A 22,695-nucleotide genomic window follows, 5' to 3' on the forward strand; every position below is an offset into this window, starting at 1 on the left:
CAACGTTGTCTTTCTGTGCTTAGCGTATGGCCGGCCACCACCCGTGTCAATGGACTCTTCACCAGGTTTTCTGTTTGGGTCAGAACTATTGACAACGTAAGACAAAGGGTGGACGCTGCGTCGCACAGCAAGCAGAGGAGATCAGGTGAGGACTGTCATCTGCCGGAGGCTCGGCCCCGTCGACGAGCTTGAGATTGTCGAGCGCGAGGAACCCGATCCCCGGCCCGGCCAGGCTGTCGTTGCCGTTCGCGCCGCCGGGATCAGCTTCGTGGAATCACTCTTCGTACAGGGGCTGTACCAGGTGAAGCCGCCGCTGCCGTTCCATCCCGGGACCATCGCCGCCGGCGTCGTCGCCGCAGTCGGCGAGGGCGTCGGGCCGGAACTGGTGGGGCGGCGCGTGCTCGGCCGCGTCCAGGGCGCATGGTCGACGGCCGCTGTGGCGGAGGCGTCCCAGCTCCTGCCCCTTCCCGACGAAATCGACTTCGACGTGGCCGCCTCCATGGTCGAGAGCTACTGCACGGCGCTGTACGGACTGATGCGACGCGACACCGTCGAGCCGGGCGAGCGCGTGCTGGTGCTCGGAGCGGGCGGCAGCGTCGGGCTGGCCATGATCGACGTCGCCCGCTACCAGGGCGCAGAGGTCGTCGCCGCCGCGTCGAGCGAGGAGAAGCTCGCCGCGGCGCGCCACGCAGGTGCCGTCGAGCTCCTCGACAGCCGCGACGCCGACGCCGTGGCGGGACTCCGGGGCGACGGGGGCGACGGCGTCGACATCGTGGTCGATCCCGTCGGCGGCACGCTGGCATCGACAGCGCTGCGCGTCCTGCGCCCGTTCGGCCGCTACCACGTCGTCGGCTTTGCTTCCGGCGACATCCCGTCCCTGCCCGCCAACCGCGTGCTGCTCCGCAACCGGTCGGTCATCGGCGTCGATTGGGGCGACTTCATGCGCGGCGACCCCGACGGCGACCGTGCCCTCATGCTCGAGCTGATCTCGCTCGTCGCCTCGGGCGCCCTGCGCCCTCCGCCGCCGACGCCGTACCCGCTCGACGAGATCGCCAAGGCCCTTCGCTCGTTCTCGGAGCGAGCGGTGGTCGGCCGCCTGGTGGTGAACCCGTGAGCCGCCGCGACGCAGTGCGCATGTCGGACGAGGAGATCGACTCGTTCCTCTCCGAACGCCACGTGATGAACGTGGCGACCATGCGGGGCGACGGCCGCATCCACCTCGTGGCCATGTGGTACGGCTTCGTCGACGACAAGCCCGCGTTCTGGACGTACGGTCGGTCGCAGAAGATCGCCAACCTGCAGCGCGACCCCCGCATCACGTGCCTGGTCGAGGACGGGGAACAGTACGACGAGCTTCGTGGCGTCGAGCTGTCCGGTGCCGCCCGCGTCGTCGACGACCGCGACACGGTCCTCGCTGTGGGGCGGAGCGTGTACGAGCGCTACACCGCCCCCTACGACGAATCCGTGCTCCCGCAGCTGGAATACGCGGCGGCGAAGCGGGTGGCCGTGGTGATCGACGTCGAGAACATCACCTCGTGGGACCACCGGAAGCTGGGAGGCACGTACTGATGGATGTTGTGCTCACCACGACGTCAGGGCGTGTCCGCGGCGTAAGGGAAGGCGATGTCGTGGCTTTCCGCGGCATCCCCTACGCGGCACCGCCTGTCGGCACGTCGCGCTTCCGCCCCCCGGCGCCGCCCGAGCAGTGGGACGGCGTCCGCGATGCTTCGGCCTTCGGGGCGGTCGTCCCGCAGACGAAGCTCGAGGGCGTGCTGGGGGAGCTGTTCTGCCCGACGGTGGGCGCGGGCGACGACGCCCTGAACCTCAACGTGTGGACGCCAGACGCCGGAAGAGCGGGGCTCCCGGTCCTCGTCTGGGTGCACGGCGGCGCGTTCACCATCGGTGCCGGGAGCGAACCGTGGTACGACGGCGCCACGTTCGCCCGCGACGGCGTCGTCTGCGTCACGTTCAACTACCGCGTCGGTGCAGCCGGGTTCCTTTTCACCGAAGGCGAAGGCGCCGGGAACTGGGGCCTGCTCGACCAAGTGGCCGCCCTCCGATGGGTGCAGGAGAACATCGCCGCCTTCGGCGGTGACCCCGGCAACGTGACGATCGCCGGACAGTCCGCAGGCGGCATGAGCATCGGCCTTCTGCTCGGTGCCCCGTCCACACGCGGCCTGTTTCGCCGGGCCATCCTCCAAAGTGGGGCGGCCGGCCATGGCATCCCCGCCGAGTACGCCGAACGCGTGGCCGTGGCGTTTTGCGGCCGTGCAGGCGTCGAGGTCGGCGACATCGACGGCCTCCAATCGTTGACGAGCGAGCGGGTGCTGGAGGTGCAGGCTGCACTGGCGGAGGAGATCGTCACGGAGAACGACGTGGAGCGGTGGGGCCCCGAGATCGTCCTCAGCCGCCTGCCCTTCCAGCCCCTCGTCGGACGCGACTTCATCCCCCGGCGCTCGATGACGGCCATCACCGACGGAGCGGCAGCCGGCGTCGACATCGTGGTCGGCCACACCAAAGACGAGTTCCAGCTCTTCTACGCGTTGGAGCCGATGCTGGTGGCCTTGGCCGAGATGGGCCTCGACGTGGTCGCGCCGACGTACCAACTGGCCTTCGGCGACCGGGCCGACGAGGCCTTGGACCTCTACCGTCGGAACCGACCGGATGCAGGGCCTGCGGAGCTCATGGCCGCGGTCGAGAGCGACCGCATGTTCCACGTGCCCGCGGTGCGGCTGGCGAACGCCCAGGCCGACCACGCTCGCGTCTTCGCCTACCGGCTTTCCTGGCCCTCCCGAGCCTTCGAAGGTCGTATCGGCGCCGCCCACGCCCTCGACCTCCCCTTCACGTGGGGCAACCTGGACCAGCCGCGCGCCGTCATGTTGGCCGGTCCCAACCCACCGCAGCGGCTGGCGGACGAGATGCACGGGGCGTGGGTGGCGTTCGCGGCCACGGGAGATCCGAACCACTCGGCGCTGCCGTCGTGGCCGGTGTACGAACCCGACAAGCGCCCCGTGATGGACTTCGGAGAGACAACCGAGGTGGTGCTCGACCCGGCTGCGGACGAGGTCGCCTTGTGGGAGTCCCGCACATGACTCTTCGGCTGTGGCCCGACGAGCTGGAGGCGGTACGCGACGAGGCGCGGGTGGCGGTGGGTGCCATGCTCCGCGGCGCACTCGGCGCCGCCCCCCCGATCCCTCCCGGCCTGTCGCCCGAGGCTCGGGTGGCGGAGCAGCGCGCCCGCATGGCGGCCTTCATGCCCGACGACACGCCAGGCGTGGCCGACCGCGAGATCGAGGGTGTCCCTTGTCGCATCGCCACCCCTGACGGGCCGGCGAAGGCGGTGTACGTGCACTTCCACGGCGGGGGCATGGTTTCCGGCGGCGCCCGAATGAGCGACGTGGCCAATCGCACACTGGCGCAGACGCACGGCCTCGTGGTGGTGTCGGTCGACTACCGCTTGGCGCCCGAGCACCCGTGGCCGGCCGGCCCCGACGACGGTGTCAGTGTCGCCGCCTGGCTGCTCGACCACTGCGATTCCGAGTGGGGTACCGATGCGTTGCTCGTCGGGGGCGAGTCGGCGGGTGCCTACATGGCGGCGGTCGTCCTCATGGCGATCCGCGACGAGCTCGATGCGGTCGACCGTGTGCTCGGCGCCAACCTCGTGTTCGGCCTGTTCGACTGGGGCCGGTCGCCGTCGGCGCGAGGCGCCCGTTCCGGCGACGCCATCGACCTGCTCGATCCCGAAGAGATCGCTTTCTACGCGGACGCCTTTCTTCCCGGCTGCACCGACGAGGAGCGGCGCCATCCGACGATTTCGCCGGTGTACGCCGACCTGCGCGAACTTCCTCCCGCGCTCCTGAGCGTCGGTTCCGCCGACCACCTGCTCGACGACACCCTGCTGATGGCGACGCGCCTGGCCGCGGCGGGATGCGAGGTCGACCTCTTTGTCGCCCCCGACATGCCGCACGGCTTCATGGCCTTCCCCTCGGCGATGGTCGACGCGTGGGAGAAACGAACGGAGGCGTGGTTTAGCCGCCGACTGGCTGCAGTCGAACCGCCCCTGCGGTGATCGGCACGAGCAGGCCGACTGCCCGGGCGACAACCTCCGTGGCGTAGAACGTGCACATCCGGACCGCCTCAGGCGTGTGCGCCGACCGGAGGAGGAGCCAGCCCGACAGGACGATGCCGCACAACTCCAGGTAGGCGGTCGCGCCCGCCAACACCTCGTCCACCTCGTCGTGCGAGCGGGCGACGATCCAGTCGGTTGCTCGCTCGAGGGTACGGAGTGCTTCGCTGACCAGATCGGCGGCAAGACGGAGCTCGGCGGGGGCGGTGGCGACGTCCCGCCACGCTTCATCGACCACCAGCGCCAAGGTGGCACCCTTGTCGCGGCGCACCTTGCGGGTGACCAAGTCGACGGCTTGGATGCCGTTCGTCCCTTCGTAGATCGGGGCGATACGGCTGTCGCGGAGCCGCTGCGGAACGCCGCTCTCTTCGATGTACCCGAGCCCGCCGTGCACCTGGATGGCGAGCGATGCCATCGCCACGCCGGTATCGGTGGCCCAGGCCTTGGCGACCGGCGTGAGGAGGTCGAGTCGCGCAAGGGCGCGCTCGCGAGCCGTTACCTCGCCGGCGTATCGGGCATCGTCGGCAGCCTTGGCCGTGAAGTACAGCAGGTGGCGCATGCCGGCCACGGAAGAGCGCATGGTGAGCAGCATGCGGGCGACATCGGGGTGCTGGGCAATGGGCGACGACGACCCTGGCGGTGCACCCGGCGCCCGGCCCTGTCGCCGTTCGGCCGCATAGGCCTCGCTCTGCTGCAGAGCCCGCTCGGCCACAGCCAGGCCTTCGACGCCGACGGCCCGACGAGCGGCGTTCATCATCACGAACATCCCGCGCATGCCGTCGCACACATCACCGACGAGTTCACCGACGGCGTCGGTGAACTCGAGGACGCACGTCGGGCTGGCGTGGATGCCCAGCTTCTCCTCGAGTTTCAGGCAGCGCACGCTGTTGCGCGCGCCGAGCGACCCGTCGGGGGCAACGTCGAACTTGGGGACGAGGAACAGCGACAACCCCTTGGTCCCGGGGGGCGCTCCGGGCGTGCGCGCCAGCACCAGGTGCACGATGTTCTCGGCCAGGTCGTGCTCGCCCCAGGTGATGAAGACCTTTGTGCCGCTGACGCGCCAACGCCCGTCGGCATCCTGCTCGGCACGGGCGCGCACGGCGCCGACGTCGGAGCCGGCATCAGGCTCCGTGAGGTTCATCGTGCCCGTCCACTCGCCGGTGACAAGGCGGGGTAGGAACAGCCGCCGTTGTCGTTCGTCGCCGGACGCTGCCAGCAACTCGACCGCACCCTGGGTGAGCATGGGGCACAAGGACAGGGCCATGCTCGCCGACGTCAACATCTCCTGAACGGCCATGGCGACGACGGCCGGGAGCCCTCCGCCGCCGTGCTCGACCTCCGCTGCCGGTGCGTTCCACCCGCCGTGGACGACTGCGCGATAGGCCTCGGCGAACCCTGGCGGCGTGGTCACCGCGCCCGTGGTCGGATCGAGGCGGCTGCCGACTCGGTCGCCCACGGCATCGATCGGCGCGATCACCTTGGCGGCAACGCGGCCGAACTCGGCCAGCAACTCCGACACGGTGCCCCGGTCGAGTGAAGCGGGGGCGAGCACCTCGTCAGCACCGACGCCGTCGAGCACCGCCTCGATGTCGCGAAGGGGTGGCGCGTAGTCCGTCACCGCTCGTACTCGTAGAACCCGCGCCCGGTCTTTCGTCCGAGCAAGCCCGCATCCACCATGCGAGACAGCAGTGGCGGCGGTGCGAAGAGCGGCTCCTTGAACTCCTCGAAGAGCGAGTTCGCCACCGCCGTCGTCGTATCGAGGCCGATGAGGTCCGTGAGCGCGAGCGGGCCCATCGGGTGCGCACACCCCAGGACCATGCCTGCATCGATGTCGGCGGCGCTGGCGAAGCCGGATTCGAGCATGCGAATGGCGGACAGCAGGTACGGGACGAGCAGGGCGTTGACGACGAACCCGGCGCGATCCTGCGAACGGATCACGCGCTTGCCGAGCAGGTCCACCGCCAGCAGCTCGGCTCGCTCGACAGTGGTGTCGCTCGTGAGCAATGACGGCACGAGCTCCACGAGGGGGAGCACCGGAACCGGGTTGAAGAAGTGGATGCCGATGACAGCCTCAGGGCGCTTCGTCGCCATCGCCAGTTTCATCACGGGAATCGACGACGTGTTCGTCGCCAACACCGCCTCCGGGTCCTTGACGGCCTCGTCGAGGGAGGCGAACACCTCGGCCTTGGCCCGTTCCTCCTCGACCACGGCTTCGACCACGACCTGGCGGTCGGCCATCTCCGAGTACTGGGTGGTGAAGCGGATGTTGGCGAGGGCTGCCTTCTCGTCGGCCGGGTCCAGCTTCCCGGACGCAACAGCACGAGCCAGCGAGGCCGCGATGCGACGCTCTCCTGCTTCGCACCCGGCCGCGTCCACCTCGCGAACGACCACGTCGAGGCCGGCCCGTGCCGCAACCTCCGCGATGCCGGCGCCCATGAGGCCACACCCGACGACTCCAACCCGCTTCACACGCAGCTCCTTGTCTCGTGCAGCTTGTTCAACAACGGTCGAAGTGCCGTGGTCTCTCGTGCCGTGGCGGCCCGCGCCAAGTCCGCCACCGATGCGCGCAGCAGTCGTTTGGTGGCCACCAGCGCTTCAACCGGTTGACTCGCCAGCCGTCGCGCGTGGGCGCCCACGACCTCGTCAAGATCCTCGGGGTCGACGACCTTCCATGCCAGCCCGATGCGGAGGCAGTCGGCGGCGTCGAGCCACTCCCCGCTGAGCATCGCCCACGCCGCCTCTTGCGGACCGACTAGCCAGGGATAGAGAAAGGAGCTGCCCGCTTCCGGCACCAACCCAAGCGAAGTAAACGGGCAGCACAACCGCGCCGTGGCCGACATGAAGACAAGGTCGGCATGTGCCAGCAAGGTGGCTCCGACGCCGACAGCGAGGCCGTTCACAGCACACAGCAGCGGCTTCGGGAAGTCGGTGAGCGCATCGACGAAGCGACTGAACGAGTCGGCTACGACGTCAGGCGCAACTGCCCCGGTGAGCTCACCGATGTCGGCTCCCGACGAGAAGGCGCGCCCGGAGCCGGTAAGCACCACAACGGCGATCGCGGGCTCGGATGCCGCCTCCACGAAGGCCTCGGTGACCGCCTCGTAGAGCGCCGAATCGAAGGCGTTGAGGCTGTCGGGACGGTCGAGCACCAGACGACGCACTCCATGGTCGTCCTCGACGCGGAGGCTCACGGGAGGAGCCCTCGGCCCCGCTCCCCCGTCGGCATCGTCACGTTCGGCGTTCCCTTCCGGTTCTCCCCGGGGTGAATGTACCGTGAAATGACAACGTGAGACAAGCGCCCTCGCGCCATCGGCCGGCTGTGCCTTGCTCGCACTACCAGGGCGCAAACAATGTCTCACCCGGCGAACGACTGCACCGGAGCCCACGTCTCAAGCCAGGACACCTCGCCGATTTGGCCTGGCCGGACGAGTCCTTGGCCGAGCACTGATTTGAGCCCGCATCGACCTGGACCTGACCAAATGTTCGCTATCCAGTTCGCCGCCGCGGTCATCCTGCGTCGACGGTGGCCAAGCCGACAGCCACGACCAGCAGCACGCAGGCGATGCACGTCACCATGAACATGCCCTCACGTTCCCCGGCCGTGCTGACCGCTCGGCGTACGAAGTCCGTCCGACGGAGGAAAGGACGGCAAAGCCTGCGTTCGGGTCGCTCGTCCCCAGGAGGCGGAAAACCTGGGAGTGTCACCCTCCCGTTCACCGGGCGTTCAGAGATCCGGGATTCTCCACGTCGCGGAACGAGCCGGTGACCATGTAGGCGACGCGCTCGCCCGTGTTGACGGCGTGGTCGGCGATGCGCTCGAAGTAGCGACCGACCAAGGCGATCTGCACAGCCCGCTGCACGGCGGCGTCGTCGTCGACCTGCGAGCCGAAGATGACACGGAACAGCTCTTTCTGCAGCTCGTCCATGTCGTCGTCCATCTCGGCCAGCACGGCGGCCTGGCGGGGATCGCGGTCGGCGAAGGCGGACACTGCCAGGTAGAGCTGGCAGGCGGCCTGCTCGCGCATGCGATGGACGATTCCCCGGACCTTGGGATCGAGCGTGGCCGGGAACAGGCGTCGGGCAGTCTTGGCCACGTTGACCATGAGGTCGCCGGCGCGCTCGAGCTCGTGGATGACACGGAGCACGGTGACGAGCGTGCGCATGTCCACGGCCATCGGTTGCTGACGGGCCAGCAACTGGTAGCACCTGGCCTCGATGCCATGCGTCAGAGCGTCGAGGTGGCCGTCGTTGAGGACCACGCGCTCGACCGCCGACAGGTCGGCGTCCAGGAGGGCGTCCGTGCCCGCCTGCACCGCTTCGGTGGCCATGGCGCCGAGGCGGACGACATCGCCCTGCACCTCGGCCAGCTCCTCGTGGAACGCCCTGCGGGTCCCGCTCACCGCATCGCTCCGCGCCCGCCGGCGTGGTCGTCCTCGAACCGATAGCCCACCCCTCGGATCGTGGTGATCCTCGTCGGGTGCGCCGGGTCGTCCTCGATCTTGGCCCGGATGCGCTTGATGTGGACGTCGAGCGTCTTGGTGTCCCCCACGTAGTCGGCGCCCCAGACCCGGTCGAGAAGGCTCTCCCGGGTCATGACCCTTCCGGCATGCAGCAGCAACAGTTCGAGGACTTCGAACTCCTTCCGGGGAAGCGGCGTGACGATGCCGTGCACGGTCAGCTCGTGACGCCCCAGGTCGAGTCGGATGCCGTCGGCCTCCAGCACCTCGATGTCGCTGTCGACCGCGGGCCCCACCGGGGTGCGCCGGAGCACGGCGCGCATGCGGGCCACCAGCTCGCGCATGCGGTACGGCTTCGTCACGTAGTCGTCGGCGCCAACTTCAAGCCCCACCACGGTGTCGAGCTCGGTGTCCTTGGCGGTCACCATGACGACGGGGACGTTCGACCGGGTCCGGATCTCGCGGCACACGTCGATCCCCGAGACGCCCGGGAGCATGAGGTCGAGCAAGACGAGGTCGGGTCGCGCCGCATCGAACAGCGTGAGCGCCTGCACGCCGTCGCGGGCGACGACCACATCGAAGCCTTCGCGCTTGAGCCCGAGTGTGAGCGCCTCCACGAACGACTCCTCGTCCTCGACCACCAGCACCCGTGTGCCGACCTGTGCCATCGACGGAACCGTACGGCTCGAAAAAGGCCTACCGGCGACCAGCGGTTGAACCGAAGCCGAACTTTCGGTGATCGCCACCACTGTTCGCCCAAGCGTCGCCTTGCCGCACCCCGACGTTCAACCGCGGACCGTACGGTCCGCAGCATGGCAAGGGTGGACGTCGTCGTCGTCGGCGCCGCGGAGTTGTGCGAGCGACTGATCACGGAACTGCACCGCCACGCCGTCGTGACCGCCACGATTGCCCCCGATGACGACCTCGTCGCCGAGATGCGGCGGCTCTCGCCGGTGGTGGCGGTGATCGACATCGCCGGGCTCCACGAGCCTTCCGCGGCGCTCCGCGAGGTGCGCCGGGTCTCGGGCGCCGCCGTTGTGGCCCTGTGCGCCGACGACGTTGCGGTGGTGGACCTGCTCGGCATCGCCGACGACGCCCTGAGCCGCCCCGAACGGGTCCGTGAGTTGGTGGCCCGGGTGCGGGCGCTGCTCCGTCGGTGCCAACCCGAGGTGGCGGACGAGGACCACGAGACGATCTCGGCCGGCGACGTGGTGCTCGACCGCGAGCGGCATCGTGTCGTGGTCGCCGGAGAGGTGGTGGACCTGCCGCTGAAGCAGTTCCGCATCCTCGAGCTGCTCCTGGTCAACGCGGGCCAGGTGCTGCCCCGCCGGACCCTTGTCTCCCGGGTGTGGGGCCCGGACTCGATGGTCGACTCCAACACGCTCGAGGTGCAGATGAAGCGCCTCCGCGACGCGCTGGCGGGCCGGTCGTCGACGACCATTCGCACCGTCCGAGGGCTCGGCTACGTTCTCGAACGGTCCTCGACCCCGTGAGGCAGGGCCTCAGCCGAAGCGGCCGGTGATGTAGCGCTCGGTGCGCTCGTCGTCGGGCTTGGAGAAGATGCGCTCGGTCCGGCCGAACTCCACGAGCACGCCGGTGCGCCGGTCCCCCTGCTCGCTGACCTCGGTGGTGAAGAAGGCCGTGCGGTCGCTGACCCGGGCCGCCTGCTGCATGTTGTGGGTGACGATGACGATGGTGTACTGCGCCTTGATGTCGTGCATGAGGTCCTCGATGTGCGCGGTGGCGACGGGGTCGAGGGCGGAGCACGGCTCGTCCATGAGCAGCACCTCGGGCTCGATGGCGATGGCCCTGGCGATGCAAAGGCGTTGCTGCTGGCCGCCGGACAGGCCCAGGGCCGAGGCCTTGAGGCGGTCCTTGACCTCGTCCCACAACGCCGCGCCGCGCAACGACCGCTCCACGATCTCATCGAGCGCTTGCTTGGATCGCAGCCCGTTCACGCGGGGACCGAAGGCCACGTTCTCGTAGATCGACTTGGGGAACGGGTTGGGCTTCTGGAACACCATGCCGATGCGGCGGCGGACCTCACCGGCGTCGGCGTCGGCGCCGTAGACGTCGATGCCGTGGTAAGTCAGGCGACCTTCCACCCGGGCGATCTCGATGAGGTCGTTCATGCGGTTGAAGCAGCGCAGGACCGTCGACTTGCCGCACCCCGACGGCCCGATGAGCGCGGTGATCTCGCTGCGCCGGATGGCGAGGTCGACGTCGCGCACGGCTCGGAACGGCCCGTAGTGGACGTGCAGCCCCGTCGCCTCCATGACAACGGGGTGGTCGTCGTCGGACTGCGGGCCGGCGTCGCCGCTGGTCACCAGGCGTATGTCCGGCAGAGAGTGCTCGGCAACCTGCATGCGGTTGTCTCCTTCCACGGCGATCACCATTTCCGTTGGTACTTGTTGCGGATGAAGATGGCGAGCCCGTTGAGGAACAGGAGCATCGCCAGCAAAACGACGATCGTGGCCGCCGCGATCATGTGGAACTCCTGGCGGGCGTCGGTGGCGTACTGGAACACCTGGATGGGCAGCACCGTGTACGCGGAGTCGAGGGCGCCGAGGCCCGCCGGGGGGTTGAACGAGATGAAGGCGAGCCCGCCCAGCAACAGCAACGGGGCCGACTCGCCCAGCGCCCGGGAGACCGCCAGGATGCTGCCGGTGGCGATCCCCGGCGCCGCGCCGGGGAGGACCTGCCGCCAGATCGCCTGCCACCGGGTGGCGCCCAGGGCCAGCGCGCCCTGGCGCAACGACGGGGGCACCGCCCGCAGCGCCTCGCGCGACGAGATGATCACGGTGGGGAGCACCACGAGGGTGAGGGTCAGCGCCGCGGTCCGAATGGTGGGCCCCCATCCCAGCGGGCCCCGTGCGATGAAGGCCAGCCCGAGGATGCCGTAGACGATCGACGGCACTGCCGCGAGGTTCTGGATGTTCAGCTCGATCAGGCGGTTGTACCAACGGCCCTGCCGGGCGTACTCCTCCAGGTAGACGGCAGTACCGACCCCGAGCGGGAGCGACAGCAGGGCAGTGATGCCGACGACCCACAGCGAGCCGTAGACGGCCGACTGGATGCCCGCCCGGGCCGGGCGGGCCGAGGGGAAGTTGCGGTAGAGGTCCATGCCGATCTTGGGCCTGCCCTGGTTGACGGTGTCGACCAGCAGCACCAACAGGGTGCCGAGGGCGATGCCCAGGGCCGCGTAGAGCAGGCCGCGGAACACGATGTCGCGCAGCCGTCGTCGGGCGTCGACGGTGCTGGCCAGCGAGGCCACGGGCGCGGTCACTCGTAGGCCTGTCGGAAGCGGCGCACGACGCGGATGCTGACGATGTTCAGGACGAAGGTGACCGCGAACAGGAGGGCGCCCACCGCGAAGATCGTCTTGTACTGGATGGTCTGGGTGGCGATGTCGCCCAGCGCCGTGCTGCCGATGAAGGCGGTCATCGTCTGCATGTCCTCGCCCGGGTTGGCCGACAGGTTCGGGCGGTTCCCGGCGGCCAGGAGGGCGATCATCGTCTCGCCGATGGCACGCGACACGGCGAGCACGGTGGCGGCCACGATCCCCGACAGGGCGGCCGGGAACACCACCTTGGTGCAGACCTCCCGGCGGGTGGCGCCCAAGGCGACGCCTGCCTGGCGCAGCGACTGCGGCACGGCCGACATGGCGTCCTCCGACAGCGACGTCATGATCGGCAGGATCATCACGCCCATGACCAGGCCGGCGCCGAGGGCGGAGAAGGTGCTGACGTCGCCGATCGGCCACAGCTTGGCCACCAGCTCGGGGTTGACGAAGGTCAGTGCGAAGAAGCCGAACACCACGGTGGGGATGCCGGCGAGGAGCTCCAGTACCGGCTTGAGCACCCGGCGGGCTCGCGGGCGGGCGTACTCGCTGAGGTAGAAGGCAGCGCCGAGCCCGCACGGCACGGCGACCAGCAGGGCGATGCCGGTGACAACCAGCGTGCCCCCGATGATGGGCCACACGCCGAAGGACGCAGGTTCGAAGTTCGGCGACCAGTCGGTGCCGCCGAAAAACTCGCCGAACGACACCTCCTGGAAGAACTCGACCGTCGGCTGCAGGAGCGAGAAGACGATCAGGACGGTGGTGGCCACCGACACCAGGGCGCTCGCCAACAGGACGGCCTTCACCAGCCGCTCGAACCGTTGCCGCCGACGCAGGGCGCCCGTGGGACGAAGCGTCACCACGGGCACCGCTGCGGTCGCCGCCGTCGATGCGGCGCTGGTCACTGCATCAGATCCCGGCTGCCTTGGCGGCGTCGAGGGCCTTCTGCTTCTGCTCGGCCGTGAGGGCGACGAACAACGCCTCCTTGGTGATGGTGTCGACGTTGTCGAAGTAGTAGTTCACGAACGCCTTCACCTCGGGACGGATCGCCGCCTTGGTGGACACGTAGACGAACAGCGGCCGGCCGAGCGGGGCGTAGGTGCCGTCCTGCACGGTCTTGGCCTCGGGGGTGACGCAGCCCTTGCCTCCGTCGATCTGGACGGCCGTCACCTTGCCCTTGTTCTCGAGGGCGTACGACAGGCCCAGGAACCCGACGGCACCGTCGTCGCCCGACACGCCCGTGATGGTGACGTTGTCGTCCTCCGACGGGTTGTAGTCCTTGGTGATGACGCCGCTCTTGCCGTTGACCGCCTCGGTGAAATAGTCGAACGTGCCGGAGTCGGTGCCCGCCCCGAAGCGCTTGATGGGCTTGTCGGGGAACGACGGGTCGACGTCCTTCCAGTTGCCGACCGGGGCATCGGCACGCCACACCTTCTTCAGGTGGTCGACGGTGAGGCACTTGGCCCAGGTGTTGTCGGGGTTGACGATCACCGACAGGGCGTCGTTGGCCACCTGGAGCTCGGCGTACTGCACGCCGCCCGTGGTGCAGGCTTCCTTCTCGCCGGGCTTGTCGGCGGTTCCTGCCTTGATCTTCCGTGACGCGTTGGAGATGTCGGTCTCGCCCCGGCAGAACTTCTCGAAGCCGCCGCCGGTGCCGGACACGCCGACGGTGACGGCCACGCCGTTCTTGGTCGCCGTCTGGAAGTCCTCGGCCGCCACCTTCATGACCGGTGCGACCGTCGACGAGCCGTCCATGCGGATCGTGCCTTTGAGCGAAGTCAGGCCGGCCGTGTCGCCGGTGGACGCCGCAGGGACGCCGGTGGCGTCGTCGTCGGTGTCGCTGCCGCATGCCGCGGTGACCAGCAACAGGGCCACGGCCACGGCCGGCACGACGGCCGAACGACGGTGCTTGATGTATCGCAAATGACTCACCCTCCTGGGATATTCGGTGTCGAGGTGACCGTAGGAAGCCCCTCTGACGCCCCAGAGGCCAAGCCCTGAACGCGTGGTGAACCGGCCGGGAACTCTTGGGGGGCCTCGTAGTGGCCGTTCGAGACCCGCACCGCGTCACCGGTAACGACCAGGCGGGCCAACACGCTGCGAACGCGCTGATGGGCACGGGCAGGCAGGTCCAGGCCGTCGCGGCGCAGGGCGTCGACGACTTCGGAGGGCCTCCAGGTGCGCACTTCCCGGCGCAGCAGTTCGGCCACCGCCTCCTCCAGGGTGGCGGCTGGAGCAAGGCCCGCCCGCAGCTCGTCGAGGACGGCGTCGATGCGCCCCACCTCGGCGAGCAGGAGCCGGCGAGCGGCTTCCAAGGTCACGTGCGGCTGCGCCTCGCCCATCGCTGCGACGGTACGGAGCGAGCCTGACGCGGGAGCAGCGACGAAGTGAACGACGGGCGAATCTCAGGCGACTCAGGTGGGCTCGTCGGTGCCCTGGCGGAACTCACGTTGCGCCTGGCCGAGCGAGCGGGCCAGCTTCGGCAGCCGGGAGCCGCCGAAGAGCAGCAACACGACGAGGAGCACGATCAGCAGCTCAGGCCCTCCGAGTGACGGCATCGCTTCGACCTACGACCCGACGACGCCGCCGTCGCGACGGCGGATGACGACGGTGGCGTCACGAGGACGCCCGTCGGGCCGGAAGTCGGGCCAGTTGCTCTGTGCCCTGGGCTCGGTGGCCGTGCCCGCTTCGCCAGGGTGCTGGACGTTGACGAAGAGCGTGCGGTTGTCGGGCGTGAAGGCGAGCCCGGTGATCTCGCACCCCTTGGGGCCGACCAGGAAGCGGCGCACCTCCTTGGTGGCGGGGTCGGCCACGAGCATCTGGTTGTTGCACGCCACCGGCTGCGCCCCGTCCGTCTGGATCCACAGCCGACCGAAGCGGTCGAAACCCAAGCCGTCGGGCGAACCGAAGGCGTCGAGGTCGCCGGTGGTGCCGTGCGCAGGGTTGGCCGGGTCACCTGCCAGCACGAACAGGTCCCAGGCAAACGTGGTGGCGCCGTGGTCACCGCCCGTCTCTGTCCAGCGGATGATGTGGCCCCACGGGTTGCGGGGCCGGGGGTTGGCCTCGTCGACCGGCTGCGCCGTCGTGCCCCGCCGGCTGTTGTTCGTCATGGTGCAGTAGACGTCGCCGGTCGAGGGGTCGGCGGTGATCCACTCGGGCCGGTCCATCCTGGTGGCGCCCAGGGCGGCGGCTGCCTGACGGGCGCGGACGAGGACGCTCGCCTGGTCGGGGAAGGCGGGTGCCACCAGCGGACCGTTGCCGTGTACCAGCGGCAGCCACGTGCCCACCCCGCGCCCGTCGCCTGCGGTGGCGTCGTCGTCGAAGCGGGCCACGTAGAGCGTCCCGTCGTCGAGCGGGCTCTCGCCCTCCGCCACCACGTCGCGCCACGGACGAGCACCGACGAACTTGTAGACGAACTGCCCGCGCTCGTCGTCGCCGCTGTAGACGACCACCCGCCCGTCGGCCGTCTCGCTCACGAAGGCGTTCTCGTGCTTGAAGCGCCCGAGCGCGGTCCGCTTGGTCGGGACGGCGTTCTTGCGGAAGGGGTCGATCTCCACTATCCAGCCGAACCGATTGGGCTCGTTGGGCTCGGCGGCCACGTCGAAGCGGCGGTCCTGGCGCCACCAGCCGAGGCCGTTGCCGTCGGGCGTGATGCCGTAGGCGGCCATGTCGGTCGTGACGGTTGCGGGTGTGGCAGTCCCGAAGTAGCCGTTGAAGTTCTCTTCGCACGTGAGGTACGTGCCCCACGGCGTCTGGCCGGAGGCGCAGTTGTTGACGGTGCCGAGCACGCGGGTGCCCGCGGCGTCGCCGTTGGTCCTCATCAGGGGATGGCGGGCGGCCGGGCCTGCGAGCGCCATCGGCGTGTTCGCGGTGATGCGCCGACTGAAGCCGCTCGCCACCACTTCCCATCGGCCGTCGACGTTTTCGACCTCGACGACGGAGACGCCGTGGGCGTTCTGCGACTTCCGGACTCGCTCGGGGGTCGAGCTCGAGTCGCCGTCGGCGAAGAGCAGGAAGCTCTCGGCAAACTCGTGGTTCATCACCAGCAGGCCCCGCTCACGGCCTCGGGCCGTGGGCGCCAGGGGGAAGAAGTGCATCCCGTCGTGGCCCATGCCTGCCTGCTGGGCCTGTTCGTCGGCGCTGTTCGAGGCGTCGAACCGGAACTTCGGCCCCTCACCTCGAACGGGGTCTCCCCAGCGGTAGAGGACCTGGTACTCGTACTCCGGCGGCACGGCGACGGCATCGGCAGTGGACGCCTCGATGGGGGTGAAGCCGAAGCGCGTGGTCCGGTGCGCGTGGGCCGCCGCGGCCGGTGCCGCCCCCAACGCCCGGAGCGGACCCGCTGTGTTGCCGTGGAGGAGAAAGGCGCCGACGGCAGCGGCGACGCCGCCGGTCAGCAGCGAGCGCCTGCTCACTGCTGCGTGCACCAAGTCGGAAAGGTCGTTGGGCTCGTGCCGGTCGTCGAGAAGGGTCATCGGCCACCTCGTGCTCGAAGGAACGGGACGACCGTAGAAGGGCGATCTGACCGCAATGCCGGCGTGCCGCGAACACCGAGTGAACTCTTGCGCGGCCTGTTCTGTGAGGTCAGGTTTCGACGATCATCGACATCGATCGCGCCCGCCACCCACCCGGCGCCTCCGCTCCCCCGCCGCAGCACCGGCAACGAATAGGCACGATCCAGTGCCTAGGTTGGGAGTCGTAAGCCTGTTGGTCCACTTGCTCACCGACTGCACCGGAACCACGGTCACTGCCTCACGGCCAGTCGACGGAGAGGGAGGCAGCTGCGGTGCTGGCCTTCATCACGAGGCGGCTGGGGTTTGCCGGAGTCGGACGAAAGCCGAAATGCACGTAGAAGTCGTGGGCACGTTGGTCTATCGCGTCAACGACGATCACCCTCCCACCGCCTCTTCGGATAGCTGCGAGCGTCGTGTCGAGTGCGCCAACGAGCAGGTCACCGCCGTGGCCGCGTCCGTGCAGGTGCTCCGACAGCGCGAGGCGAGCGAGCAGGAAGCCGGGGATCACCTCCGGCGCGCCACGACCGACCGAGGACGGGAGGTCGTCGCGACGGACGGCGTGGGGGAGGATGCCGAAGTAACCGATGACTTGGTCGTCATCGAGCCAGACGTAGACGCGAGTGGTCCCGGCGCGGTCAGCAGTTACGCCCGCCTCTCGCAGCCAGATGTCGAGATCAGCGTTGCCGGACGAGAAGGACTCGATCGGATGCTCAGGCGTGAGCCGCTCGAACCGAGGCACCTACCGCGTAGCCGTTGCCCGACGACTGCGCTTGGCCGCCTCGGCCAGCGCCGGTACGACCTCGCCTTCCTCGCCCAACTCTTCTAGGAGCCAGTCGAAGAAATCGGGGGAAACGACGGTCTCGTCAGAGAACCGCCGATGAGCCGCCTGCCGGGAGACGCCGTAGAGGCTGCCGATCTCCGCCCACGTCATGCCCGACTCTTGGGCTTCGAGCAGGACGAGGCGCTGGAGACCGTCCACTCCCACGGCCAGATGGTGAACGGCCCGCACGCGGTCGCGGGCGTTCGGAGAGTCGAGAAGGTCTCGGACGTTCATCAGCAGCGTGTCGACGACGTGGGCGAAGTCTCGTTGCTCGGCCTTCATAGTCGTCAACTATACGTTGACCAGCGGTGGGTAGTCAATAGAAGGTTGACAAAGTGCACCGGCGAGGGTGGTCAATCGGATGGGAACCCGAGCAGCTCGCGTCCTCTCTACAACTTGAGCCAGTACCAGGAGATCTCTGGATCCCCGGCAACCACAGCGAGCAATGGGCGGCGGTCGACTACCCCGCGGACGGCAGCCGAGACGCTCAGTGAGGGCGAATTCAACCGCTACTACATGAGGGCTATCTGTCGTCGAGCGCAGGAAGAGGGGGATAACACCGTTCGAGTTCGACGAGGCAAGGTTGTCGACAATCCTCGCTCCGATCCCCTCGTGAAGGTCGAGGAAGGTGATGTGCTCAGTGCCGCAGCCGTACTTGAAGACCTCAGGATTCATCCAGGCGAGGACACCGCGATCGGCATGCCCCGCGGACCCAACTCTGGATTGAGTCTGGAATTCTTGCCGGACTGAGAGCACCCTCATGGCATTGCGGAACTGCCTGTCGACAAGGTGAACGCATATTCAAATAGTTACGGACTCCTTCCCAAACCACCACCGCCGGGGGTGAGCATTCGCAAGACATCACCCGCCTGGAGACGAACGGTGCACTTGTCGGGCAGCCGCTGCGCATGCATTACGTCGCCGCCGGGCAGCAGCAGGTTCTCGCCCGGTGAGCCCGGCTCGCCGCCTGCCAACCCCCACGGCGCGCTGATGCGGCGCTCGGTCACCAGCGAGACCGTGGTCGGCTCCAGCACCTCCACGTCGCGCTCGATGCCGTCGCCGCCTCGGTGCTGCCCGTCCCCGCCGCTGCCGGGTCGTACCCGGTAGCGGCGCACCCGCAACGGGAACGCCCGTTCCAGCGCCTCGATCGGCGTGTTCTGCGTGTTGGTCATGCCCGTCTGGACGGCCGACTGGCCGTCGCGCCCGGGCCGTGCTCCCTGCCCGCCGCCGATGGTCTCGTAGTACACCCAACCGTCGCCGCCCATCAGCAGGTTGTTCATCGTGCCCTGGCTCGCCGCAGGCACCCGGTCGGGCACCGCTTGGGCCAGCGCACCGAAGCAGACGTCGGCCACCCGCTGGCTCACCTCAACGTTGCCCGCGCCCACCGCCACGGGGAACGTGGCGGCCACAACCGTTCCTTCGGGCGCCACCACTCGCACCGGCCGCAGCGCGCCACCGTTGGCCGGGATGGTCGGGTCGGTCACGCATCGCAGGGCGAAGGCGACCGACGACACCGTGACCGCTTCGACGGCGTTGACGTTGCCCCGCTGCTGCGGGTCGGTGCCCGTGAAGTCGAAGATCACCTCGTCGCCCGACACGACCAGCCGCAAGCGGATCACCGCCGGCGGCGAGTCGAGCACGTCTTCGAACGTCCACTCCCCATCAGGGAACGCGGCCAACGCCGCCCGCATGCGTCGCTCGCCGTACTCGCACACCTCGTCAAGCGGCGCGTCGGCGAACTCGGCCAAGCGGGCCACGCCCACCACGTTGGCGCCCACCTGCGCGGCGATGTCGCCCCGTCGTTCCTCAGGCGTGCGGGAGTTGGCTTCCAACAGCGCCGCCACCGTCGGGCTCCACAACACCGGCGGAATGCGGAAGCCCTCCTGCTGGATCTCGGTGGCATCGGGCGGGATCGATCCCGGCACCATGCCGCCCACGTCGGCGTGGTGCGCGCGGTTGGCCGCCCATCCGACCAGCCGCCCGTCCACGAAGCACGGCGCCACCAACGTGATGTCGTTCAGGTGAGTACCGCCCGCGAACGGGTCGTTGAGCACAAGCTGGTCGCCCGGTTGCAGGTCGTAGCCCGCATCGAGCGCGGCGCGCACCGAGGCAGGCATGGAGCCGAGGTGCACGGGGATGTGCTCGGCCTGCACCAACAGTTCCCCCTCGGCGGTGAACAGCGCGGCGGAGCAGTCGGCCCGCTCCTTGATGTTGGGACTGAAGGCGGCCCGGCGCAGCACGGCGCCCATCTCCTCGGCCACGCCGGTCAACTGCGAGATCAGGACTTGGAGCGACGCAGGATCCACGAGCCACCTCCTCCCACCTCGGCCGTCCATCCCTCGGGCAGCCAGACGGTGCAGTCGGGCTCGGCCAGCACCGTCGGCCCCACTGCGCCGCGCCTGGCCATGCCCTCGGGCGGCCCCAGCTTGTCGATGTCGACGGGGGACGCCACCCGGGCCGACGCCCGCAGCGCCACCACCTCGATTGCCGCACCCTGCCGCACGAAGCCGTTGCGCCGGCGGTGCTCGTCCTCGAACTCCCCCACCGTCGGCACGGTCAGCTCGTGGCTCTGGCCCGCGTAACGGCAGTCGACGGCCAGCTCGACCTCCACATGGGTGCCGTCGGGCAGCACCACGCCGGCCACGCCCGTGCCCGCCGCCAGCGCCACCCGGGCAGGCGTGTCGTCGGGCAAGCCCATCAACCGCCTCGCCGCCACCCGGGCCAGGTCGAACCGGGCTTGCGGCAACCCGCTGTGATCGCCCGGCACCGGCCACGATCGCACCACGTCGGCCTGCCGGGGACCGCCCACCATGCCGACCGCCGAGAGCACGCCGGCCCGCGGCGGCACGATCACCACCGGCATGCCGAGCGCGTCGGCCACCGCGCACGCATGCAGTGGGCCGGCGCCACCAAAGGCCACCAGCGCCAGCGAACGGGGGTCGACGCCGCGCTCGACCGACACCACGCGTACCGCCTGCACCATGGCCGCGTCGACCACCGAGATCACTCCCTCGGCCGTCACCCCGGCGCCGCTCAACGCCGCGCGCGCCGCCTCCACGTCGAGGGCGCCCAAGCCCGGGAACGCATGCCGCGAGGGGATGCGCCCGGCCACCAGGTCGGCGTCGGTCACGGTGGCCTCGACGCCGCCCCGGCCGTAGCACGCAGGACCGGGGACGGCGCCCGCGCTCTGCGGCCCCACCGCCAAGGCGCCGCCGGCGTCGATGCGGGCGATGCTGCCGCCGCCCGCCCCGATGGTGTGCACGTCGAGCGACGGCAGGCGGATGGGGAACCCGGCCACCGAGCGCTGAGCTGCGGGTGCGGGCTTGCCGTCGAGCACCAGGCACACGTCGGTCGACGTGCCGCCCATGTCGAAGGTCACGGCGTCGGGGAAGCCCGCCGCCCCCGCGGCCGCAGCCGCCGCTCGCACGCCGCCCGCAGGGCCCGACAACAGCAACGACGCCGGACGGCCTGCCGCCTGTTCCACGCCGACCAAGCCCCCCGCCGAGGTCATGACCAAGACCTCGGCAGCCAACGACCGCAGGCCCAACAGGTACGAACGGCAGGCGGGCCGCAAATAGGCGTCGACCACCGTCGTCACCGTGCGCTCGTACTCACGGAACTCGGGGGAGACGTCCGACGACAACACCACGTCGGCATCGAGCGCAGCGGCCACCGCCCGCTCGTGGTCGGGGTTCAGGTCGGCGTGCAACAGGCACACGGCCACCACGTCGACGTCGTCGGGGATCTCGGGGACGGGACCGAGCGCCACCAGTTCTGCGCCGGCAGCGTCGAGGCGGCCCGCCACCTCGAACCGCAGCGATCGCGGCACCAACGGCGCCGGACGGTCGGCCCAGATGTCGTAGAGCGAGGGTCGGTCCTGACGGCCGATCTCGATGACGTCGGCGAAGCCCTCGTTGGTCACCAGCGCCACCACCGCGCCCCGCCGTTCCAACAAGGCGTTGGTGGCCACGGTGGTGCCATGCGCCAGCACGTCGACCGCCAACCCTTCGATGCCTGCGGCCACCGCCGCCGCCGGGTCGGCCGGCGTGGACGGCACCTTGCGGATGTGGCCGTCCTCCGTCACCACGTCGGTGAAGGTGCCTCCGGTGTCGACGCCGACTCGCACGTGCCCGACCCTAACCTCGGGGGCGATGGGCACGACGGTGACACTCGCAGTGGAAGAAGAAGGCGTGCCGGTGGGACAGGTGACGGTGGAGCTCGACCGCTACCCCGACGCCGGCTACCTGCGCTCGCTGGCGGTCGAGCCGCACGCCCAAGGGCGAGGGGTCGGCAGCCGCCTCATCGCCTGGGCCGAACAGTTACTGGCCGCCGAAGGGTGCACGCAGGTGGTGCTCGGCGTGGAGGACGCCAACCCGCAGGCCCGCGCCCTCTACGAACGGCTCGGCTACCGCCCCACCGAGCGCGCCGTGACTGACGACGGCCGCACGTGCGGGCTGTTGGTCAAGCACCTGCCGGGCTGAGCACCCACACGTCTTCTTCGCCGAGGTGGTCGCGGAACGACCGCACCAGCTTGCCGGTGAAGTCGTCGTCGCCGTCCCACACCAACACCGCCTCGTTCGCATGCCGGGCCAGCCATGCGTCGCGCCGCGACAGTGCGGCGCCCGCCTGTTGCTTGGTGGTGGGCGACTTCTCCTGGAGCACGACTCGATCGGCCGACAACGCCAGCAGCGAACGGAAGCGCTCCTGCGACGCCCACGGCCAGACGCTCTCAGGCGAGGGGTAGGGCAGCACGGCCACGAACGGCACGCCCGCGGCCACCGCGGCTTCGGCGCCCGCCATCTCGGCGCCGTGGCGCAGGCCGGTCAGCACCACCAGGTCGGCGTGCAGCGCGGCCTTGGCCGCCACGATCTCGTGCAGCCGACGTTGGGCATCGTCGGCCAGGTCGACCCGTTGGCCGCCCACCACGAGCTTGTGGCCTTCGGGCACGCCTGGCCCGCGGGCGGGTGCGTCGGGCGCGGGCAGCACGGCGGGCGTGCCGGAGCCCGCCGAAGGCTGCTGCGTGCGGGCTGCTTCCACCGCCAAGCGGTCGACCAGGTCGTTGTAGCGGTCAGCCGAGTGCCCCTTCACCCACCGGAACCGCACCCGAGTGGGGTCGGCCTGCACCGCCTCGATCAGCGGCTCCCACAGGTCGCGGTTGGCGACCGGCTTCTTCTGCGAGTTGAGCCACCCCCGCTTCAGCCATCCCTCCCACCACCGGTCGCGGAAGCAGTTCACGACGTAGGTGGAATCGCTGACCACTACGAGGGGCCCGTCGAGCGCCAGCACGGCCTCCAGCGCCGCCTTGATCTCCATGCGCTGGTTGGTCGTGGCCGGGTCGGGACCGGCGGCATACGGCCCGTCGGGGACGGCCCACGCCCAGCCGCCAGGGCCAGGGTTCCCCAGGCAGGCGCCATCGGTATAGACGGTGGTGGACAAGG

The 22,695-nt window shown here is 69.7% G+C and carries 23 protein-coding genes; 6 read left to right on the forward strand and 17 right to left on the reverse strand.

What is annotated here, in order from left to right; all coding sequences use genetic code 11:
• Window positions 1-145: 145 nt before the first annotated feature.
• The 4 genes from VM938_05535 to VM938_05550 are packed head-to-tail and all read left to right on the forward strand — an operon-like array spanning window position 146 to window position 4,069.
• On the forward strand, window positions 146-1,114 hold the full coding sequence (locus VM938_05535) for an NADPH:quinone oxidoreductase family protein (protein ID HVF74491.1): 969 nt from the start codon (window positions 146-148) through the stop codon (window positions 1,112-1,114).
• Window positions 1,111-1,569 carry a TIGR03618 family F420-dependent PPOX class oxidoreductase gene (locus tag VM938_05540; protein ID HVF74492.1) on the forward strand — a complete coding sequence of 153 codons (459 nt, stop codon included), beginning with the start codon at window positions 1,111-1,113 and terminating at the stop codon, window positions 1,567-1,569. The genes VM938_05535 and VM938_05540 overlap by 4 nt, the downstream gene beginning before the upstream one ends.
• The gene (locus tag VM938_05545) at window positions 1,569-3,092 is read left to right on the forward strand and encodes a carboxylesterase/lipase family protein (GenBank protein HVF74493.1); all 1,524 of its coding nucleotides are present in this window, start codon (window positions 1,569-1,571) and stop codon (window positions 3,090-3,092) included. Before VM938_05540 ends, VM938_05545 begins: the two co-directional genes overlap by 1 nt.
• Window positions 3,089-4,069 carry an alpha/beta hydrolase gene (locus VM938_05550; GenBank protein HVF74494.1) on the forward strand — a complete coding sequence of 327 codons (981 nt, stop codon included), beginning with the start codon at window positions 3,089-3,091 and terminating at the stop codon, window positions 4,067-4,069. The genes VM938_05545 and VM938_05550 overlap by 4 nt, the downstream gene beginning before the upstream one ends.
• Here VM938_05550 and VM938_05555 read toward each other — a convergent pair.
• The 5 genes from VM938_05555 to VM938_05575 all read right to left on the reverse strand — a co-directional run bounded on the left by VM938_05555 (window position 4,029) and on the right by VM938_05575 (window position 9,251).
• The gene (locus VM938_05555; protein HVF74495.1) at window positions 4,029-5,744 is read right to left on the reverse strand and encodes an acyl-CoA dehydrogenase; all 1,716 of its coding nucleotides are present in this window, start codon (window positions 5,742-5,744) and stop codon (window positions 4,029-4,031) included. The two genes, VM938_05550 and VM938_05555, sit on opposite strands and share 41 nt — an antisense overlap.
• Complete coding sequence (locus VM938_05560; GenBank protein HVF74496.1) at window positions 5,741-6,595, reverse strand: 3-hydroxybutyryl-CoA dehydrogenase; 855 nt, start codon at window positions 6,593-6,595, stop codon at window positions 5,741-5,743. Before VM938_05560 ends, VM938_05555 begins: the two co-directional genes overlap by 4 nt.
• On the reverse strand, window positions 6,592-7,317 hold the full coding sequence (locus tag VM938_05565; GenBank protein HVF74497.1) for an enoyl-CoA hydratase-related protein: 726 nt from the start codon (window positions 7,315-7,317) through the stop codon (window positions 6,592-6,594). The genes VM938_05560 and VM938_05565 overlap by 4 nt, the downstream gene beginning before the upstream one ends.
• Before the next feature lie 522 nt (window positions 7,318-7,839).
• A complete protein-coding gene (phoU, locus tag VM938_05570) occupies window positions 7,840-8,526 on the reverse strand; it encodes a phosphate signaling complex protein PhoU (protein HVF74498.1) in 687 nt (228 codons plus the stop codon).
• Complete coding sequence (locus VM938_05575) at window positions 8,523-9,251, reverse strand: response regulator transcription factor (GenBank protein HVF74499.1); 729 nt, start codon at window positions 9,249-9,251, stop codon at window positions 8,523-8,525. Before VM938_05575 ends, phoU begins: the two co-directional genes overlap by 4 nt.
• 144 nt (window positions 9,252-9,395) lie before the next feature.
• Here VM938_05575 and VM938_05580 point away from each other — a divergent pair, with 144 nt between their 5' ends.
• The gene (locus VM938_05580) at window positions 9,396-10,076 is read left to right on the forward strand and encodes a response regulator transcription factor (protein ID HVF74500.1); all 681 of its coding nucleotides are present in this window, start codon (window positions 9,396-9,398) and stop codon (window positions 10,074-10,076) included.
• Window positions 10,077-10,085: 9 nt separating this feature from the next.
• On the opposite strand, the gene pstB is transcribed toward VM938_05580, so the two are convergent.
• From pstB to VM938_05635, 11 genes are all read right to left on the reverse strand, one after another.
• Window positions 10,086-10,976 carry a phosphate ABC transporter ATP-binding protein PstB gene (gene pstB, locus VM938_05585; GenBank protein HVF74501.1) on the reverse strand — a complete coding sequence of 297 codons (891 nt, stop codon included), beginning with the start codon at window positions 10,974-10,976 and terminating at the stop codon, window positions 10,086-10,088.
• Window positions 10,973-11,869 carry a phosphate ABC transporter permease PstA gene (pstA, locus tag VM938_05590; GenBank protein ID HVF74502.1) on the reverse strand — a complete coding sequence of 299 codons (897 nt, stop codon included), beginning with the start codon at window positions 11,867-11,869 and terminating at the stop codon, window positions 10,973-10,975. Before pstA ends, pstB begins: the two co-directional genes overlap by 4 nt.
• Window positions 11,866-12,828 (reverse strand): phosphate ABC transporter permease subunit PstC, encoded by a 963-nt coding sequence (gene pstC / locus VM938_05595; protein HVF74503.1) that lies wholly within the window; start codon window positions 12,826-12,828, stop codon window positions 11,866-11,868. The genes pstA and pstC overlap by 4 nt, the downstream gene beginning before the upstream one ends.
• A gap of 4 nt (window positions 12,829-12,832) precedes the next feature.
• A complete protein-coding gene (locus tag VM938_05600) occupies window positions 12,833-13,846 on the reverse strand; it encodes a PstS family phosphate ABC transporter substrate-binding protein (protein HVF74504.1) in 1,014 nt (337 codons plus the stop codon).
• Between the two features lie 5 nt (window positions 13,847-13,851).
• Window positions 13,852-14,265, reverse strand: coding sequence for a hypothetical protein (locus tag VM938_05605; protein ID HVF74505.1), 414 nt, complete (start codon window positions 14,263-14,265; stop codon window positions 13,852-13,854).
• Between the two features lie 72 nt (window positions 14,266-14,337).
• On the reverse strand, window positions 14,338-14,481 hold the full coding sequence (gene tatA, locus VM938_05610) for a twin-arginine translocase TatA/TatE family subunit (protein HVF74506.1): 144 nt from the start codon (window positions 14,479-14,481) through the stop codon (window positions 14,338-14,340).
• A 9-nt stretch (window positions 14,482-14,490) separates the two neighbouring features.
• On the reverse strand, window positions 14,491-16,398 hold the full coding sequence (locus VM938_05615) for a PhoX family phosphatase (protein HVF74507.1): 1,908 nt from the start codon (window positions 16,396-16,398) through the stop codon (window positions 14,491-14,493).
• A 277-nt stretch (window positions 16,399-16,675) separates the two neighbouring features.
• Complete coding sequence (locus VM938_05620; protein HVF74508.1) at window positions 16,676-17,176, reverse strand: hypothetical protein; 501 nt, start codon at window positions 17,174-17,176, stop codon at window positions 16,676-16,678.
• Entirely contained in the window at window positions 17,177-17,539 is a 363-nt protein-coding gene (locus VM938_05625) for a hypothetical protein (protein ID HVF74509.1), read from the reverse strand.
• Between the two features lie 527 nt (window positions 17,540-18,066).
• Window positions 18,067-19,563, reverse strand: a complete 1,497-nt coding sequence (locus VM938_05630; GenBank protein ID HVF74510.1) for a hydantoinase B/oxoprolinase family protein — start codon at window positions 19,561-19,563, stop codon at window positions 18,067-18,069.
• On the reverse strand, window positions 19,536-21,383 hold the full coding sequence (locus VM938_05635; protein ID HVF74511.1) for a hydantoinase/oxoprolinase family protein: 1,848 nt from the start codon (window positions 21,381-21,383) through the stop codon (window positions 19,536-19,538). The genes VM938_05630 and VM938_05635 overlap by 28 nt, the downstream gene beginning before the upstream one ends.
• A 25-nt stretch (window positions 21,384-21,408) precedes the next feature.
• On the opposite strand from VM938_05635, the gene VM938_05640 reads away from it, so the two are divergent.
• Complete coding sequence (locus VM938_05640; protein HVF74512.1) at window positions 21,409-21,738, forward strand: GNAT family N-acetyltransferase; 330 nt, start codon at window positions 21,409-21,411, stop codon at window positions 21,736-21,738.
• Here VM938_05640 and VM938_05645 read toward each other — a convergent pair.
• Window positions 21,719-22,693: a ribonuclease H gene (locus VM938_05645; GenBank protein ID HVF74513.1), complete on the reverse strand. Its 975-nt coding sequence runs from the start codon at window positions 22,691-22,693 to the stop codon at window positions 21,719-21,721. The genes VM938_05640 and VM938_05645 overlap by 20 nt on opposite strands.
• Between the last annotated feature and the right edge of the window lie 2 nt (window positions 22,694-22,695).

It is taken from the genome of Acidimicrobiales bacterium (assembly GCA_035536915.1).
Classification (GTDB): Bacteria; Actinomycetota; Acidimicrobiia; order Acidimicrobiales; family JAHWLA01; genus JAHWLA01.

What these genes read in the sequence shown, in the direction of transcription:
- VM938_05545 (HVF74493.1), top strand. Translation starts at nt 1,569, where the DNA reads ATGGATGTTGTGCTCACCACGACGTCAGGGCGTGTCCGCGGCGTAAGG.
- VM938_05550 (HVF74494.1), top strand. Translation starts at nt 3,089, where the DNA reads ATGACTCTTCGGCTGTGGCCCGACGAGCTGGAGGCGGTACGCGACGAG.
- VM938_05575 (HVF74499.1), bottom strand. Translation starts at nt 9,251, where the DNA reads ATGGCACAGGTCGGCACACGGGTGCTGGTGGTCGAGGACGAGGAGTCG.
- VM938_05580 (HVF74500.1), top strand. Translation starts at nt 9,396, where the DNA reads ATGGCAAGGGTGGACGTCGTCGTCGTCGGCGCCGCGGAGTTGTGCGAG.
- VM938_05605 (HVF74505.1), bottom strand. Translation starts at nt 14,265, where the DNA reads ATGGGCGAGGCGCAGCCGCACGTGACCTTGGAAGCCGCTCGCCGGCTC.
- tatA (HVF74506.1), bottom strand. Translation starts at nt 14,481, where the DNA reads ATGCCGTCACTCGGAGGGCCTGAGCTGCTGATCGTGCTCCTCGTCGTG.
- VM938_05615 (HVF74507.1), bottom strand. Translation starts at nt 16,398, where the DNA reads ATGACCCTTCTCGACGACCGGCACGAGCCCAACGACCTTTCCGACTTG.
- VM938_05625 (HVF74509.1), bottom strand. Translation starts at nt 17,539, where the DNA reads ATGAAGGCCGAGCAACGAGACTTCGCCCACGTCGTCGACACGCTGCTG.
- VM938_05640 (HVF74512.1), top strand. Translation starts at nt 21,409, where the DNA reads ATGGGCACGACGGTGACACTCGCAGTGGAAGAAGAAGGCGTGCCGGTG.